The following is a 16,289-nucleotide window of genomic DNA, read 5'->3' on the forward strand; positions in this document are numbered from 1 at the left end:
CCGTTTTAACAGAAGGGGGCATATGAACTCAATTTTTGATAAACTTATAACCAGAATGACCGAGGCTAAACCCGTAAATTACAAAATGATTAAATGCGAACTAAATACATAATCCTAAAAATTCATTTATGGAAAAAATAAACAAGCGGATCATTACCTGCAGCGATGGTACCTGGAACAAACCGGGCGATGTAGACGAAGGCGCATATGTACGCACCAACGTTCAAAAAATATTCGAGGCTATTTGCAACGAAGACGGAAACGGCGTAAAGCAAATAAAATATTATGATGAAGGCGTGGGCTCTACAGGCAGCGAACTACGGCGCATTATAGATGGCGCCACCGGTTATGGCCTCGACGAAAACATCTTGGATGCCTATAAGTTTATCATCTGGAATTATGAGATAGGCGATGAAATTTATCTTTTTGGCTTTAGCCGCGGGGCCTACACCGCCCGTAGCCTTGCCGGGCTTATACGCACTGTTGGCCTGGTAAAAAATAACGACCTACGGTTAATACAACAGGCCTACGATATTTACCGCGACCGTAACGATCCGGATAAAAACCCAAACGGAAAAACGGCCGAGCAATTCAGGTTGCAATATAGCCAACCAGTTGAAGTGAAGATAAAGTTTATTGGTGTGTGGGATACCGTAGGCGAATTAGGCATTCCATTTATGATGATGCATAATAAGGAAAAGTACGAATTTCATGATACTACCCTTAGCAGTTATGTTGATTTTGCCTATCACGCCCTGGCTATAGATGAGCAACGCAAAAGCTTCGAACCTACCCTTTGGGAACAAAGCGATAAAGCCAGGCAAGCCGGCCAAACAATGGAACAACGCTGGTTTGCAGGGGTGCATTCTAATATTGGCGGGGGGTATGCCGATGAAGGTTTGAGCGATATAACGCTTGATTGGATGATAAAGAAAGCTGCCGCTACCAATTTGGCCTTCGAGCAGGGATACATCGATGGACAGATCAAGCGGAACAAGGCAGGCACGCTTTACGATTCAAACAAGCCGCCATTTTCATTCATCGGCGCGCACATACGGGAGCTATTAACAAACCCAAATGCCAACGAAACCATAGATGATTCGGTTTATGAACGCATGGCGCTTGATTTCAGTCCCGAAGAAGGGTACAGTCCCGAAAACGTGCCCGTGCGGCCTTAATACTCCACAAATTCTTCATCCGGGTAGCACCATAGCCAGCGTTCGCCGGGTTGGGCAGATGCTATTACAGGGTGATGCGTAGCGTGGTAGTGCTTAGTCATGTGGGTGTTTACCGATTGGTCGCAGCAGAGGGTTACGCCGCAGGTTTGGCAGGTGCGCAAGTGGAACCAGGTATCGCCGGTTTTAATGCATTCTTCGCAAACTTGCTCGTCGCTCAGTTTTACTTCGGTAATGGCTTGTAAGTGCTGGCAAAGGTTAGAGTCGTTCATAGGCGGATGTTTATAAGCATAAAGATAATAATTGTCGGCAAATAAATTACCCTGCCGCTTCGGTCCGGCGGCCCAAATAGGGCAACTATTGGTTCATCCACACCTTATAGTCGGGCACCCGGGCTTTGCTGACGAGTATTTGTTCGTTTGGCTGAGGCTGCACCTTAATAGATAAGCGACCGTTAAAATAAAAGTCAACCTCGGTAACAGCCTTGCGGTTGATGATGAATTGCCTGTTGGCTCGGAAGAATTGCTGCGGATCTAACTGTTGTTCAAGCTGCTCCATCGTAAAATCCATAACGTACTGCCGATCGTCGGTGGTGCGGGCGTAAACAATCTCATTGGCGGTGTAAAACCAGGCAATTTTTATGGCTTCTACAGGTATCAGTTTCTCGCGGAAATGCACCAGGAACGAACGTTTATACGGGTTGCTTAGTTTATGCAGTTGCTCAAGCAAACGTTCCACATCGGCGGTGGCATTTGCGCTGGAAACTGGTTGCGAAACCAGGCCTCTGTATTTGTTTAGCGCGGTGGTTAGTTCCTGCTCGTCGAAGGGTTTCAGGATATAATCAATGCCATTATTTTTGAAGGCAGTAAGGGCATGTTCGTTATACGCCGTAACGAAGATAACCGGCCTGGTGATCGCCGTTTTTTTGAATATCTCGAAACTCATGCCATCGGCCAGGCTGATATCCATAAAAATCAGGTCGTAATTGCTGTTGGCGGTGAACCAGCTTACAGCATCCTTTACGGCTGGAAGGCTTACCATAACGTTTATGCTATCATCAATGCTTTGCAGCATATGTGCCAGGTTACGGGCCGTTGCGGCCTCGTTCTCTATTATTACTATTTTCAATTCAGCCATGGCCTAGGGGGAGCATTACGGTGAAGGTTTCGGTGTTTTTTTGAATGTCTATTTCCTGATGCATCAGTATCCTGAAACGCTCGCCCAGGTTAGCCAGGCCAATGCCGCTGCTTTCGGCGGCTACGGGTTGCAGGTTGTTGCTGATAGCCAATTTATCGCCGCTCATTTCTATCACTACTTTTAGTGGGTGGGCCGGCGTTGCTGCGTTGTGCTTGGCCGCGTTTTCTAACAATGGTTGCAGCGAAAGATGCGGCAGGCGATAATGCAGGTACGGTTCAGGTATATCTATGCGTAGAGAAAAGGCCTCCTCTAATCTCATCTTCAATAGCTCTGCAAATGAGGCTACTATCTGTAGCTCATCGGTCAGCCTTACCAAATTCCCCGTCGGCTTTTCCAGCGTGTAGCGAAACACCTTGGAAAGGTGCATAATGTATTGCTGCGCCAGTAATGGATTTTCGCGCACTACGCCCGATAAGCTGCTTAACGAGTTGAACAAAAAGTGCGGGTTCAGTTGCTCTTTCAGCAGTTCCAGTTCTGCAACCGTATATGCGTTCTTCAGTCGTTCGTTTTCTTGCTGGTGTTGTTTTGATGCGCGCATCAACAGGATGATTTTGATGAGGATACCCGTCAGCAAAACAGCCAGCGCAAACCTGGCTGTATATGCCGCCCAATATATTTGCCTAAAGCTATCATCATCATGGAAAACACGCCGCTGAATGCCGCCGAAAAAAGCCATGAAAAAAAATGCGATCAAAAAATTGATGCCGGCATACACCAGATATTTGTTTTGGTTGCGCAGCGTAGCAAGCCAATGCTGCTTTAAGTTAAGGTAAAACATTAGGTAGCAGAACGAAAACTGAGCCAGTACCTGATAAGCAAACTCGGTAGTGTTGAAATGCCAGTATTGTGCCAGGATGCCGTTCTCTCGCAGGGCAAGCAGCTTACCCACATTCAGCATTAGTGCCAAGAGGGCCGAGCTGTAAAGGCATATCTGTTTCTCGGTTTTATCCATTTGGTAAATTTAAAGGAATATGCCGGACATACCGCAAAATAAAAGGCGAAGCGGATAAATATGGGGGCGAAGTTTTGCCCTATATCAAAAAAACGCGATAGACAAGCGGGAGGAATGCATGCCGAACCCGGCAATAACGCTGCGGCAATTGCTAGCCAGCATAGAGGAATTCACCTTAGCAAAGTCTTGCACTTAGCTGCCTTTGCCGATTAAGCTTGCGGCGAAAAGCATAATAACCGTTTTTCGGGCTATTCAGTTCTATTAGTTTACCGGGGCAATGGTATCCGTTACATCGGTATCGGTAGCTTTAGCCTCTTCGCCAGTAGAGTTGGTGTTTTTATTCGCAATCTCTGCGGTTATATCGCCCGTTTTAATGTGCAGATCCCGCTGCGGGAAGGGTATTTCTATGCCCTCTTTGGCAAAGGTTATGTAGATGTCGGTCAGGATGTGGCTCTTGAGTGATAGCCAGGTGGTAATATCAGCTGCCCAAAACAGCAACCGGAAATCTACCGAACTTTCGTTTAAATTATGCACGAAAACCAGTGGAGCCGGGTCATCCATAATGTCTGTCCGGTTGCAAAGCAAATTGGTCAATGTGTTTTTTACTTTCTCAATATCCGAACCATAGGCCACACCGATGATGAGTTCGATGCGTCGGTTGCTGTTGCTCAGCGTCCAGTTGATCACATGGTGAGATATCAGATCGCCATTGGGGATAATCACTTCCGCGCCATCGCTGGTGGCAATTTTACTACTGCGGATGCCGATTTCCATAATGGTACCGCTGCGCCCATCCACTTCAATGATGTCGCCTATCTGTATAGGTTTCTCAAACGCCAGTATAAGCCCCGATACCAGGTTGTTCACGATGTTTTGCAAGCCGAAACCAATGCCAATGCCAAACGCACTGATGATGATGGTGATTTTATCCAGCGGGAACCCGGATGCCGTTATGGCCAGTAAAAAGCCCACGGCAAATACCGCCAGTTTAATAAGCAGGGTAGAGGTGCGGTTTTTCTTTTTCAGCAGATCGATGTCGGTGCCGCTCCTGCCAGCGACATCGTACAGGTAGCTGATGATTTTTGCTACTACGGATGATAACCATATCACCGCGATAAAAATGATGATGCTTTGGAAAGTAAACTGCGTATTGGTACCACCCAGGCTGCGATTTTCGGTCAAAAAGTTTTTGATGTAAGTAAAAACCGCATCTTCCACACTCAGGTTTTGGGTAAGCATAATTAACCAAAGCAGACCGGCTAGTACGGTTAAAATACTGCGGAATTTGGTTTGCAACATCTTGAAATCTATAAACGAGCTGAGGCTATTGCTGTTTTTATTCGCTTCCAGCTGCAGAAAAACGCTTTGCATAATAATCTGCACCAGGTAATACATACCCAGCGCCAGCCAAAGATTGTAAACCGCAGTAACGCCAAGTATTTTTGAAAGCGTAACCCGCCCGAAAACATTGCACACACCCGATCCTATAAGCAGGATGATAAAAATGCGCAAAATAACCAATGTGTAAGGGAGGTAATCTTCGGGTGCTTTTTTCACCATCAGATAGAACCTGTGGGTTACGAATGTGGTAGCTAAAGCCAATAGCAACACGATAACCCTATCCGTATTGCTTACCTCTACAAACAGGTTGCTTAAGCTATAAACTAACGTAAAGCAAAATAATACGGCCAGATACCTGAATAGCTGTGGTGGGCAGGTTTTCCTTACCAGGTATAATATAGAGCTGGTTAACACCGTGAAAAAGATTTCCAGTACCACTACCGGCGGGTGGTCGTAGAAGTTTGGTACAATGGCAAAAGCCACAATCAAGGCCGAAGCTACTGGGTAGATTGATGCATACTTAGCGTGGCCTAAAACCGTATGTGGCGATTCTTTTATCCTGAGCAATTTGCGGCGGTTGGTGTATATCCAAATGTAAAATAGTACCAAAACCAGTACGCCGGCAAAATGGATAAACGGGTCGCGGGCAATAAAAAACCCGAGCAAGCGCATATTCATATTCACCGTTTTAGTGACCGCTGTTTTAAAGGTGCTCTCGGTGTTTCTGTCCATTTCCCAAATACTGTTGTTCTCGTCAGACAAGGCCGATATGCTGAACTCCCGTATTTTCAGGTCTATTTGGTCTCGCAGGTCTATCAGGGCTATGTACACCGATGCGGTACGGTTTTGCAGCAGCCCTATTTTAAGCAACAGCGTTTTATTAGTGGCATCCAGCTTTTTATGCTTGCCATCAATGGCTACCTTTTGTTTTAGGAAAGAGGTGGCCAACCCGCTATCTGCAGGCATTACCTTAAGCGATGAGTCTTTAGACATTAACGCCAGTTCGTTTTGGTTTTGTACCAGTTTGGTGTTGATATCGGTAAGCCGTTCCTGCCAGGTATCCAACTGGTCGTCGCTGCGTGTAAGTATGTCGCGTATGGCGTACAGGTAGCGCAGGGTGCTGCTGCGGTCGTTATCTATGAGCGTTTTTATCAGCGCTACCCGCTTTTCAAACGCCGGAAGTTTTTGGCTGATGTCTACCGTATCTATATTCCTCGACAGGCTTGTTTTGATCTGGTTGAAAGAGGACGTGTAATATTCTATCTTTTGTAGTAAGGTATTTACAGATGTGTCGGACTTTTTAAAGCTCCGCATCATCGAATCGCGCCTTAGGATAGACTGGCGCAACGAATCGCGGACGCTCAGCTTCCTGCCTTTTTTGGAAGATTGCTGCGCAAAACCAGTCCCGGTAAATAATGTAAACAGAAATAGGAGGAAAGCTGCTATTTTGAGGGCTTTATTCATGGGAGGGGCTAAGCATAAACAATGTGGAAACACCCAATATCGAAAAACGTTTTAAATATCTACGTTTAAGCCAACAGCAGGCTCTCGATACCCAACCGATAAGAATGCATGCCGAAACCAGCTATAACACCTTTACAATTTGAGGCGAGCATAGAGCGATGCCTGAATTCCTCGCGCTTGTAAACATTAGAAATGTGCACCTCTATCACCGGCGTAGTGATGGCCGCAATGGCATCTGCAATGGCGATGGAGGTATGGGTGTATGCCCCGGCATTAATCACAATACCATCAGCAGTAAAACCAACCTCGTGCAGTTTGTTGATAATTTCGCCCTCCACGTTACTTTGGTAATAACTTATGTTGATGTTTGTAAAATGTTTCTGCAATTCGGTTAAATAGTCCTCAAAGCTTGCGCTGCCATAAATAGATTTTTCGCGCACGCCAAGCAGGTTTAAATTTGGGCCGTTTATAATTTGTATATTCATTTGTTTCAAACTTAGGCATAAATCATCAAAACTAAAATCTATTGGACCAGGCCACCGCAATAAAAGGATTTAAGGCTTATTTGAAGCTGGAGCGGAGCTTATCTATAAATTCTATTGAAGCTTATACAGATGATTTAGATAAGCTGTATCAATATGCTGATTTGCAGGAAGTAAAAAAAACGCCTAAAGATTTTTCTTTACACGATTTGCGCGGTTTTATTGCCTGGTTAAATGAGTTGGGCATGATACCCTCCAGCCAGGCGCGCATTATCTCAGGCATTAAAGCTTTTTACAAATACCTGCTCATGGAGGATTATATCAAAGCTAATCCGGCTGAATTGCTGGAGACGCCGAGGATACGGCGGAAGCTACCGGACACCCTTAGCCTGGAAGAAATAAACCTGATGATTGGAGCCATCGACCTTTCTAAACCCGAAGGGCCACGCAATAAGGCTATACTAGAGGTGCTTTACGGCTGCGGCCTGCGCGTATCAGAACTTACCGAGCTGAGGCTTTCGAATCTTCATCCCGAGATTGAATTTATCAAAGTAACGGGCAAAGGCAGCAAGGAAAGGCTGGTACCCATAGGTGGCGAGGCCATCCGTGCCTTACAGATTTGGAATGAACTGCTGCGTGTGCATATCCCTATAAAAAAAGGAGAGGAGGATATGGTGTTCCTCAACCGCCGCGGCAAACGGCTAAGCCGGGTTTATGTATTTATGATGATAAAAGAATTAGCGGTAGCCATCGGCCTAAAAAAAACCATCAGTCCGCACACCTTCCGCCATTCCTTTGCAACGCATTTGGTAGAGCGCGGAGCCGACCTCCGCGCTGTACAGGAAATGCTGGGCCATGAAAGCATTACCACTACCGAAATCTACACGCACCTGGATAGGCAATACCTCAAAACGGTAATTACCGACTTCCACCCGCGCAACTAAACTTACTCGGCAACTTTTTGCCGGTCGGGTATTTCATTTGTCCCGGGTATGTTTACGTCATCGCCATCTGCGGTGCCTTCCTGGTAGCTTAATCCGGCTTCATTATAGTTGCCTTTATCTTCATTATTATCCTTTTGCGGACCGGTATTTTCGGTATCTGATTGCCCGGTATTTGCAGCATCTGCCGCCTGGGTGTAATTTGGTTGGCCCAACTGGCTGGCATCTTTAAAGTTGTTGTTTTCCGGGTGCTCATCAGATGGTTCGGTGCGGCTCATGTAACCATTGTTATTGCCCACCAATTGCGAAGGGTTATTCTTGTCATCGCCCGATGGTGTGTTGCTGTTATGGCCGAAACGCTGGCCTCCCGCGGGCGAGCCTTCCATGCCGGGCTCATCGCCGGTTTTTGCATCGTCTTCGCCGCCGAAGAGGAAAGGACGTTTCAGGTCTTTTTCTTCGAGGTTGTCGTCGTCTTTTACCTGATAAGCGTTTGGTTGGTTATTTTGATTGGTTTCCATTTTGTTTATAGATTGATGTTTTTGATAAAGGATTGAGGGTGTAGATTTGTTTGTATTTTTTAATTAGTAGTTAATTATTAATGGCCTGATATGACATGAATAAAAATTGCGTCACTACTATGAATTATACAACGTAACGTTTTTGGTATGCCTCACGAAAATCAATTCGTGAAATTCGTTTTAATTGTTTTCAATTCGTGTTTACTCAATTCGTGAAATTCGATAGAATTGGTGAGAATTCGCGTTCTTTCATTTAGTTTTGCTCCAACCAATTATTTACCATGAATAAAATTGTGAGCGGTGCCGATGAGGCCATCCGCGATATTGAAGACGGCCACACGCTGATGCTTGGTGGCTTCGGCATGTGCGGCCTGCCCGAAAAATGCATTTTAGCTCTTGTGAAAAAAGGCGTAAAAAACCTCACCTGTATATCCAACAACGCTGGGGTCGACGATTTTGGCATCGGCCTGTTGCTCCACCAGCATCAGGTGAAAAAGATGATATCTTCCTACGTAGGTGAGAACGCCATATTCGAACAACAGCTGCTCAGCGGCGAACTGGAAGTAGAACTCATACCGCAAGGTACGCTGGCCACCCGCTGCATGGCGGCAGGTTACGGCATGCCGGCCATATTTACCCCCGCTGGCATCGGTACCGAGGTTGCCATAGGTAAAGAGATACGGAATTTCAACGGCAAGGATTACCTGATGGAGATGGCTTTCGATGCCGATTTCGCCATTGTAAAAGCATGGAAAGGCGACCGCATGGGTAACCTGGTGTATCGCTCTACCGCCCGTAACTTTAACCCGGTAATGGCCATGGCCGGCAAAATCACTATTGCCGAAGTAGAAGAACTGGTAGAGCCGGGAGAACTGGACCCGGATAATATCCATACGCCCGGCATTTACGTGCACAGGATTTTTCAGGGAGAGAATTACGAAAAGAGGATTGAACAACGGACGGTTCGTAAACGGGATAATTAACAACCATAACCCACAACGTCATTGCGAGGAACGAAGCAATCTCTGCACAGAACAAGTAAGAACGCAAACCCGCTCTGCTTACTGGGATTGCTTTGTGCCTTATAATGACGTGTGAGTAAAACATACGATCATGCTAGATAAAACAGGAATAGCGAAACGCATCGCAAAAGAAATAAAAGACGGCTACTACGTAAACCTGGGCATTGGCATACCTACGCAGGTGGCCAATTACATACCGGAAAATATCGACGTGGTGCTGCAATCGGAGAATGGATTACTCGGCATGGGCCCGTTTCCATGGGAAGGCGAGGAAGACCCCGACGTAATTAATGCCGGCAAGCAAACCATCACCATGCTGCCCGGCTCGGCTGTGTTCGATTCGGCGATGAGCTTTGGGATGATACGCTCCAAAAAAGTAAACCTTACCATATTGGGCGCCATGGAAGTATCCGAAAACGGCGACATTGCCAACTGGAAGATTCCCGGTAAAATGGTAAAAGGCATGGGTGGCGCTATGGACCTGGTGGCATCTGCCGAAAACATAATCGTGGCGATGCAGCACGTAAACAAAGCCGGCGAATCGAAACTATTACCAAATTGCACGCTACCTTTAACCGGCGTAAACTGCGTTAAAAAAATAGTTACCGAACTGGCTGTGCTTGATGTGCTGCCCGGTGGGGGCTTCAAACTATTAGAACGTGCACCTGGCGTAAGCGTGGAAGAAATAAAGAATGCAACGGCCGGGAAGCTGATTATTGAGGGGGATATACCGGAGATGGTATTGTAAACACATGCAAGGCCGGTCGGTTGAAACCGACGGCAATGAAGGTGGGATGATGATAGCCAGCGCTCCACCTTCATTGCCGTCCCATTTATGGGACGGGATGGCAGAAGAATATTATTACTTTTAAATTCCAACCTAAAAACCTTTCAACCCAAAAGAATGCATTACGCAATATGTACCTACGGCACCCGGGGCGACGTACAGCCCTACATAGCGCTGGCTTTGGGGCTAATGCATAGGGGAAACCAGGTCACCGTACTGGCTCCCGAAAATTTCAAGGATTTCGTAGAAGGGTATAGCGTTCATTTTTATCCCCTTCACGGCGATGCGGAGGCTATCCTACAATCCGAAGAAGGGCAGCGGGTATTGAAGACCGGCAACATTGTAGCCATCCTGAAGTATATGCAAGAGGCTGGCCGCCAAATACAGCCTATCGTAAATCAGGATTTACTAACCGGTTGCGCTGAAGCGGATGTTTTAATATCGAGCGTATTGGCGGTGATATGGGTGCGAACCATTGCAGAAAAACTTGGCAAAAAATGGGGACTGGTACAGCTTAACCCACCATCCGCCCCAACAAAGGAATTTCCGTTTGCAGGGCTGGCGTTCATCAATTGGGGGCCCTACAACCGGTTTACTTATTGGCTGCTTGGCAAATTGTACTGGCAATTCAATAAGGACGAACTGAATAAATTCAGGGCCTCGCTCGATTTGACGGCCTTTACGCTGGCTGATATGAAAAACGACGCTACAGCAAATCACCTGGACCTTTATGCCTTTAGCCCGCAACTGATACGCCAGCCTGCCGACTGGAACAGTAATACCCGTATTACAGGTTTTCTTACCCTGCCACCCAAAATCCGGGAAGCCAACAAAGCCGAAACATTGCCTACAGGATTGGTGGAGTGGTTGCAACACCCCGATAAACCGGTGTACATAGGTTTCGGCAGCATGCCCTTGCCCGATGTGGATAAGATAACGGCGATATTGCAGGAGATAAACCAAGCTACTAACCTGCGAGTTTTGTTTTGCAAGGGTTGGTCGCAAATACCAAAGCTGCAAAGTCATCCCAACTTATTCGTGGTAGATAAAATTAACCACCAATGGCTATTACCGCAATGCAAAGCAGCGGTGATCCATGGCGGGGCGGGAACATTAGCTGCAGTTTTAAAAGCAAAAATTCCCGTAATCATCTCCTCTGTATTTGGCGATCAGGTGTGGTGGGGCGATATCATCCGGAAGAAGAAACTAGGCTTACATATCCCTTTTAAACAATTGACCGTAGCTAAACTGATTAAAGCCATTAAATTGAGCCAGTCAGAAGAAATAAAACGCAACGCCGCCGAAACAGGGGAGGCCATAAACCAGGAAGACGGCCTAAAAACCGCGCTCGATGCTATTGAAAGCTATTTCGCTAATCCTTTGTAAATAGTACCTCTCTAACGTTACAACAACCTTTCTAACTTTTCTAACCTTTCTAACCGCGCCAAACCCTATCTTTACCGCATGAACCACCTGATAGCTCCTTCCATTTTAGCTGCCGATTTTGGCAACCTGCAACGCGACGTTGAAATGATGAATAACAGCCAGGCCGACTGGATGCATTTCGATGTGATGGACGGCATGTTCGTGCCCAATATCTCCTTCGGCTTCCCTTTATTGAAGGCGGTAAAAAAGCACGCTACCAAGCCTATCGACGTGCATCTGATGATCGTAGACCCTGATCGCTACCTTAAGGCATTCGCAGAGGAGGGGGCGTACAACATCACGGTACATTATGAGGCTTGCCCGCACTTGCACCGGACTATTCAGGCAATAAAAGAACTGGGTTGCAAGGCTTCGGTAGCCATCAACCCGCACACGCCTGTTATGTTGCTTAAAGATATCATTGCTGATTTAGATATGGTGTTAGTTATGTCGGTAAATCCCGGCTTCGGTGCACAAAAGTTTATACAGCATAGCTATACCAAAATAGCGGAGGTAAAGGAGTTGAGTCAAAATTATAACCCCCAATTATTGATAGAGGTTGATGGGGGAGTTGACATTACTAACGCGGCTAAATTGCTTAAAGCGGGCGCAAATGTGCTGGTGGCGGGCAATTCGGTGTTTTCGTCAGCCGACCAGGTAGCGGCAATTACTCAGCTTAAGCAGGCCAGTGCTTAGTCTGTAACATTTGCCTGGTTCGACTTGTCCTATGTCAACTATTTCTAAAAATTATAAAAAATGTCTACAGGCTTTGTAGGATTTATTAACTTCGGCACTTCAAATTACAAAGTTGATAATCAAACATCAGCATAAATTAAACTCATAATATGAAACACAATTTCGGTGCCGGCCCCGGCATATTACCACACGAAGTGTTAAAACAGGCTGCTGCGGCAGTAATTGATTTTAACGGTACAGGTTTGTCTTTGCTTGAGATTTCGCACCGATCGCCGGAATTTGAAGCAGTATTAGACGAGGCTGTTAAATTGGTAAAAGAACTGTTTGAAGTTCCGGCAGGGTATTCGGTATTGTTTTTACAGGGCGGTGCCAGCACGCAGTTTGCTTTGGCACCATACAATTTACTGCCCGAAGGTGGCAAGGCCGCGTACCTGGAAACAGGTGTTTGGGCTAACAAGGCTTTAAAAGAAGCCAAATTTTTTGGCGAGGTACAGGTAGTTGCAACTTCAAAAGAAAGCAACTTTACTTACATCCCTAAAGATTATGAAATACCTGCCGATGCAGCTTACTTCCATATTACCTCAAACAATACCATCTACGGTACACAGTTGAAACAGTTCCCTTCATCATCGCCTATACCAGTGGTTTGCGACATGTCGTCAGATATTTTCAGCCGCAAGGTAAACGTTGCCGATTTTGGCCTGATATACGCCGGCGCTCAAAAGAATATGGGTCCTGCAGGTGTTACCCTGGTTATCGTAAAAGATGACCTGCTTGGCAAAACAGGCCGCAAAATACCGGCTATGTTTAACTATCAGGTACAGATAGAAGGTGGCTCGATGTACAACACGCCGCCGTGCTTCGCTATCTACGTATCGATGTTGACCTTGAACTGGCTTAAAGCTAAAGGTGGCGTTGAAGCCATAGAAAAAGAGAACGATGCGAAAGCAAAGGTACTATACGAAGAAATCGATCGCAATCCGTTCTTTAAAGCCGTTGCCGCAACCGAAGACCGCTCGCACATGAATGTTTGCTTTGTTGCCGCTAACCCCGAGCACGAAAAACCATTCCTGAAACTGTGCGACGAAAAAGGCATCGTAGGCTTAAAAGGCCACCGCAGCGTAGGCGGTTTCCGCGCATCTATTTACAACGCATTGCCTATCACCAGTGTTTACGTGCTGATAGATGCTATGCAGGAGTTTGCTGAGAAGAATAAATAACGAACTGTCATTAATCATTGAGTCATTGGGTCATTTTTAGTATGGCAATGACTCAATGACTCAATGACCCAATGATAAAAAAGATGATCAAAATATTAGCCAATGACGGCATCGACCCGATCGGCAAAAAAATGTTAGAAGATGCGGGCTTTTTTGTTGAGACCAACAACATTCCGCAGGATGAATTACCTGTACGTTTACAGGAGTTTGATGCGATTACCGTGCGCAGTGCAACTAAAGTGCGTAAAGCCCTTATAGATGCCTGCCCTAATCTTAAACTGATAGGCCGCGGAGGCGTAGGCGTTGACAATATCGACGTGGAATACGCTAAAGAAAAAGGTATCGGTGTTTACAATACGCCTGCATCTTCATCTTTATCTGTTGCCGAATTAGTGGTTGCGCAACTGTTTACCGGTGTACGCTTTTTGCACGATAGCAACCGCAAAATGCCGGTTGAAGGTGGTGCTAAATTCAACGACCTGAAAAAGGCTTATGCTAAAGGCATTGAGCTGCGTGGAAAAACATTGGGTATTGTAGGCTTCGGTCGTATAGGCCGCGAGGTAGCAAAAATTGCAATTGGCATTGGTATGGATGTTATTGCTTACGATCTTTTCCCTTTCAACCCCGAAGTGGAAATTGTTTTAGGTACGGGCGGTACCAAGGTTAACGTAACTGTTAAAACAGCCACGCTGGATGAGATCATCAAAACGGCAGACTTTATTACCCTGCATACACCTTTTATTGATAAAGCCCTTATTGGTGCCGAAGAATTGGCGCAAACGAAAAAAGGCGTTAAGCTCATCAATATTTCACGTGGTGGCTTAATTGATGAATTGGCATTGATCGAAGCATTAAACAGTGGCCAGGTATCATACGCAGCCTTAGACGTATTCGATAACGAACCAAACCCTCGTGCAGAGATTTTAGCTCATCCAAAAATTTCGCTTACTCCGCACATTGGCGCGGCAACCAACGAAGCGCAGGAGCGCATAGGGGTAGAGCTTGCTAGTTTGATTATCGGGCATTTTAATAAGTAAAAAGCCGCTTTAATAGTTTTTAACGCCTCTTGCCAAAAGCAAGGGGCGTTTTGTTTTACCACTTCGCTGTTGCGAGGAGCGGCGCTGGGATTGTGTGATGGGGCAACGTGGCAATCATCGGCGGGCCTATTCGGTTCGGTAGGTCAGCTTGGCCTGCCGAGTGTCTTCACCCAGCGTCAATTACTATGATGTTTTTCATTTTGTTGTTTCCTTTTCCGTATCTTGCAATAACCTACTGAAAGCCAATGAGAATCATCCAGCCACCCAAACCCGGCGATTACCCTCCTTATGCCGAAATGTATATGAAGCTGATACCGACAGACGGGATGGTGCTTAAATACCTGCAGAATAACTTTTACCGGGTGAAGGATTTGATTTACTCGCTACCGCCGCAGCATTTACTATATCGTTACGCACCCGGCAAGTGGAGCATTAAAGAAACATTGGTGCACATTATAGACGATGAACGCATCTTTGCCTACCGCGCCCTGCGTTTCGCACGCAACGAACAGCAAAATTTGGTTGGTTTCGACCAGGATAGCTACGCCAAATACTCCGGCGCTGATACACGCCTCCTGGACAATATCTTCGATGAGTATGAAGCCGTGCGACATGCAACCATCGCCTTATTTAATGGTTTGCCCGAAGAGGCATTTGATAGGTTGGGGCATGGCACCGGCACTTTTAACAATGCCACGGTGCGCGCGCTGGCCTACCATATAGCCGGGCACGAAATGCATCACTATTTTTTAATAAAGGATAAATATTTGAAGATGTAGCCTGGCTGACTGTACAAAGCGCATAAGCCTGATCCGCTGAATCTGGCCTCAGGCTTTGATATGATTCGCCTTGTTGTAAAGGTCTTTTAACGTTTGTATCAGAAGTTCCACGTTTATGGGGTTGTAGATTCATCAGGGTCATTACCTCCTCGCCATCGTTCGCCAAATCGGGCTGATAGGCCAGTTTGTTCAATATCCGGATAATCAGTTTTTGGTCCATGAGGTTATCTTCTGCAATCAGTATCCTGATTTTTCCAGTTGTTTCTTCAGGATGTGTAGATGGTTGAGTTATCACCTAGAATCAGCACCCGTTTGCCAAAGCAAGCTTTTTGGATCTCGTCATCGGTTCCGGTAAGCGGCGTAATGGCTTTCGTACAGCGTATATTGAATTTAAAGGTACTATCATGTATCAGTGCCTGCTTTCGGCCCTTATGCGGCTTCCCATTAGCTTTACAAGGTGCTCGCAGATGGCCTGGCCACGCACGTTGCCGCCGTATTTGCGGGTGATGGACGAGTCTGGCTGGTTAAAGGGCTTAAACAGGCGTTCAAAGTGTTCCTAAGCAATACAATTCCTGTGTCCTTAAAAGAGAAATTAATCTGGTATGCATCCTTATTAAGTGCTATAGCGGTAATATTTACTTATACCTGGCCTGGGTGTATAAACTTAATGGTATTGCGAATCAAGTTTATCAACAGCTGGCGTAACCGGGTGCTATCACAGTTGATGTAGGCGGGCAGGTATGCTGCAATATGGTAAACCAGGTCTAATCCCTACCTGGCCCAGCCAATAATGCATGTTATTTTAAGCACATTTATAGCTAAAGCGTTAATAAGAAAAAAATATTTAAAGCTAAGTTTTTGCAAATGAATTTGTTAGGATATCATCTGTAAATTCTTTCAAAAAAAGTTTTGTAACTTGATTTAAAATCCTACTTTTGCACACCCAATCAGACACGGGATGTAGCGTAGCCCGGTATCGCGCCACATTTGGGATGTGGAGGCCGCAGGTTCGAATCCTGCCATCCCGACAAAAGCGATACCAATCGAGTCGAAAACCCCTTAAATCGTATGATTTAAGGGGTTTTTCTTTTTATTTCAACCCAAGTTATTCAAGTAAAACCAAAGAAAATGCTGGATCAGTCCTAAAAGTTGGGGGATAGGATAAAATTTATTTGTTTTGCTGGAGGATAAACGAATACTAAAGCATTGCCAACACCACACGAAACCCTTGTCCGGTTGATCTTACCTGACGG

The 16,289-nt window shown here is 45.9% G+C and carries 15 protein-coding genes and 1 tRNA gene; 10 read left to right on the forward strand and 6 right to left on the reverse strand.

Going from position 1 to position 16,289, the window contains the following annotated elements:
- The first annotated feature begins 128 nt into the window (after window positions 1–128).
- A complete protein-coding gene (locus E2R66_RS27295; protein WP_133236903.1) occupies window positions 129–1,178 on the forward strand; it encodes a DUF2235 domain-containing protein in 1,050 nt (349 codons plus the stop codon).
- Here the strand turns inward: E2R66_RS27295 and E2R66_RS27300 are convergent.
- The 5 genes from E2R66_RS27300 to aroQ all read right to left on the reverse strand — a co-directional run bounded on the left by E2R66_RS27300 (window position 1,175) and on the right by aroQ (window position 6,614).
- Window positions 1,175–1,447 carry a UBP-type zinc finger domain-containing protein gene (locus tag E2R66_RS27300; RefSeq protein WP_133236905.1) on the reverse strand — a complete coding sequence of 91 codons (273 nt, stop codon included), beginning with the start codon at window positions 1,445–1,447 and terminating at the stop codon, window positions 1,175–1,177. The two genes, E2R66_RS27295 and E2R66_RS27300, sit on opposite strands and share 4 nt — an antisense overlap.
- An 85-nt stretch (window positions 1,448–1,532) precedes the next feature.
- A complete protein-coding gene (locus E2R66_RS27305; protein WP_133236907.1) occupies window positions 1,533–2,312 on the reverse strand; it encodes a LytR/AlgR family response regulator transcription factor in 780 nt (259 codons plus the stop codon).
- Complete coding sequence (locus E2R66_RS27310; protein ID WP_133236909.1) at window positions 2,305–3,324, reverse strand: sensor histidine kinase; 1,020 nt, start codon at window positions 3,322–3,324, stop codon at window positions 2,305–2,307. The genes E2R66_RS27305 and E2R66_RS27310 overlap by 8 nt, the downstream gene beginning before the upstream one ends.
- A gap of 261 nt (window positions 3,325–3,585) precedes the next feature.
- Complete coding sequence (locus tag E2R66_RS27315; RefSeq protein ID WP_133236911.1) at window positions 3,586–6,129, reverse strand: mechanosensitive ion channel family protein; 2,544 nt, start codon at window positions 6,127–6,129, stop codon at window positions 3,586–3,588.
- Between the two features lie 65 nt (window positions 6,130–6,194).
- The gene (gene aroQ, locus E2R66_RS27320; RefSeq protein ID WP_133236913.1) at window positions 6,195–6,614 is read right to left on the reverse strand and encodes a type II 3-dehydroquinate dehydratase; all 420 of its coding nucleotides are present in this window, start codon (window positions 6,612–6,614) and stop codon (window positions 6,195–6,197) included.
- A 41-nt stretch (window positions 6,615–6,655) separates the two neighbouring features.
- Here aroQ and xerD point away from each other — a divergent pair, with 41 nt between their 5' ends.
- On the forward strand, window positions 6,656–7,555 hold the full coding sequence (gene xerD / locus E2R66_RS27325; RefSeq protein WP_133236915.1) for a site-specific tyrosine recombinase XerD: 900 nt from the start codon (window positions 6,656–6,658) through the stop codon (window positions 7,553–7,555).
- Window positions 7,556–7,557: 2 nt separating this feature from the next.
- Here the strand turns inward: xerD and E2R66_RS27330 are convergent, their stop codons facing one another.
- Complete coding sequence (locus tag E2R66_RS27330) at window positions 7,558–8,070, reverse strand: hypothetical protein (protein ID WP_133236917.1); 513 nt, start codon at window positions 8,068–8,070, stop codon at window positions 7,558–7,560.
- Between the two features lie 281 nt (window positions 8,071–8,351).
- Here E2R66_RS27330 and E2R66_RS27335 point away from each other — a divergent pair, with 281 nt between their 5' ends.
- The 8 genes from E2R66_RS27335 to E2R66_RS27375 all read left to right on the forward strand — a co-directional run bounded on the left by E2R66_RS27335 (window position 8,352) and on the right by E2R66_RS27375 (window position 16,064).
- A complete protein-coding gene (locus E2R66_RS27335; protein ID WP_133236919.1) occupies window positions 8,352–9,053 on the forward strand; it encodes a CoA transferase subunit A in 702 nt (233 codons plus the stop codon).
- 130 nt (window positions 9,054–9,183) lie between these two features.
- The gene (locus E2R66_RS27340) at window positions 9,184–9,840 is read left to right on the forward strand and encodes a 3-oxoacid CoA-transferase subunit B (protein ID WP_133236921.1); all 657 of its coding nucleotides are present in this window, start codon (window positions 9,184–9,186) and stop codon (window positions 9,838–9,840) included.
- Window positions 9,841–9,996: 156 nt separating this feature from the next.
- Complete coding sequence (locus E2R66_RS27345) at window positions 9,997–11,265, forward strand: glycosyltransferase (protein ID WP_158288523.1); 1,269 nt, start codon at window positions 9,997–9,999, stop codon at window positions 11,263–11,265.
- 78 nt (window positions 11,266–11,343) lie between these two features.
- On the forward strand, window positions 11,344–12,000 hold the full coding sequence (gene rpe, locus E2R66_RS27350; RefSeq protein WP_133236925.1) for a ribulose-phosphate 3-epimerase: 657 nt from the start codon (window positions 11,344–11,346) through the stop codon (window positions 11,998–12,000).
- Window positions 12,001–12,149: 149 nt separating this feature from the next.
- Window positions 12,150–13,220: a 3-phosphoserine/phosphohydroxythreonine transaminase gene (gene serC, locus E2R66_RS27355; protein WP_133236927.1), complete on the forward strand. Its 1,071-nt coding sequence runs from the start codon at window positions 12,150–12,152 to the stop codon at window positions 13,218–13,220.
- 83 nt (window positions 13,221–13,303) lie between these two features.
- The gene (locus E2R66_RS27360) at window positions 13,304–14,257 is read left to right on the forward strand and encodes a D-2-hydroxyacid dehydrogenase (RefSeq protein ID WP_192902014.1); all 954 of its coding nucleotides are present in this window, start codon (window positions 13,304–13,306) and stop codon (window positions 14,255–14,257) included.
- Window positions 14,258–14,502: 245 nt separating this feature from the next.
- Window positions 14,503–15,036, forward strand: a complete 534-nt coding sequence (locus E2R66_RS27365; protein WP_133236929.1) for a DinB family protein — start codon at window positions 14,503–14,505, stop codon at window positions 15,034–15,036.
- Window positions 15,037–15,990: 954 nt separating this feature from the next.
- Window positions 15,991–16,064 (forward strand) — tRNA-Pro (locus tag E2R66_RS27375).
- The last annotated feature ends 225 nt before the right edge of the window (window positions 16,065–16,289 follow it).

Origin of the sequence: Mucilaginibacter psychrotolerans, from assembly GCF_004519315.1 — a bacterium.
GTDB classification, from domain to species: domain Bacteria; phylum Bacteroidota; class Bacteroidia; order Sphingobacteriales; family Sphingobacteriaceae; genus Mucilaginibacter; species Mucilaginibacter psychrotolerans.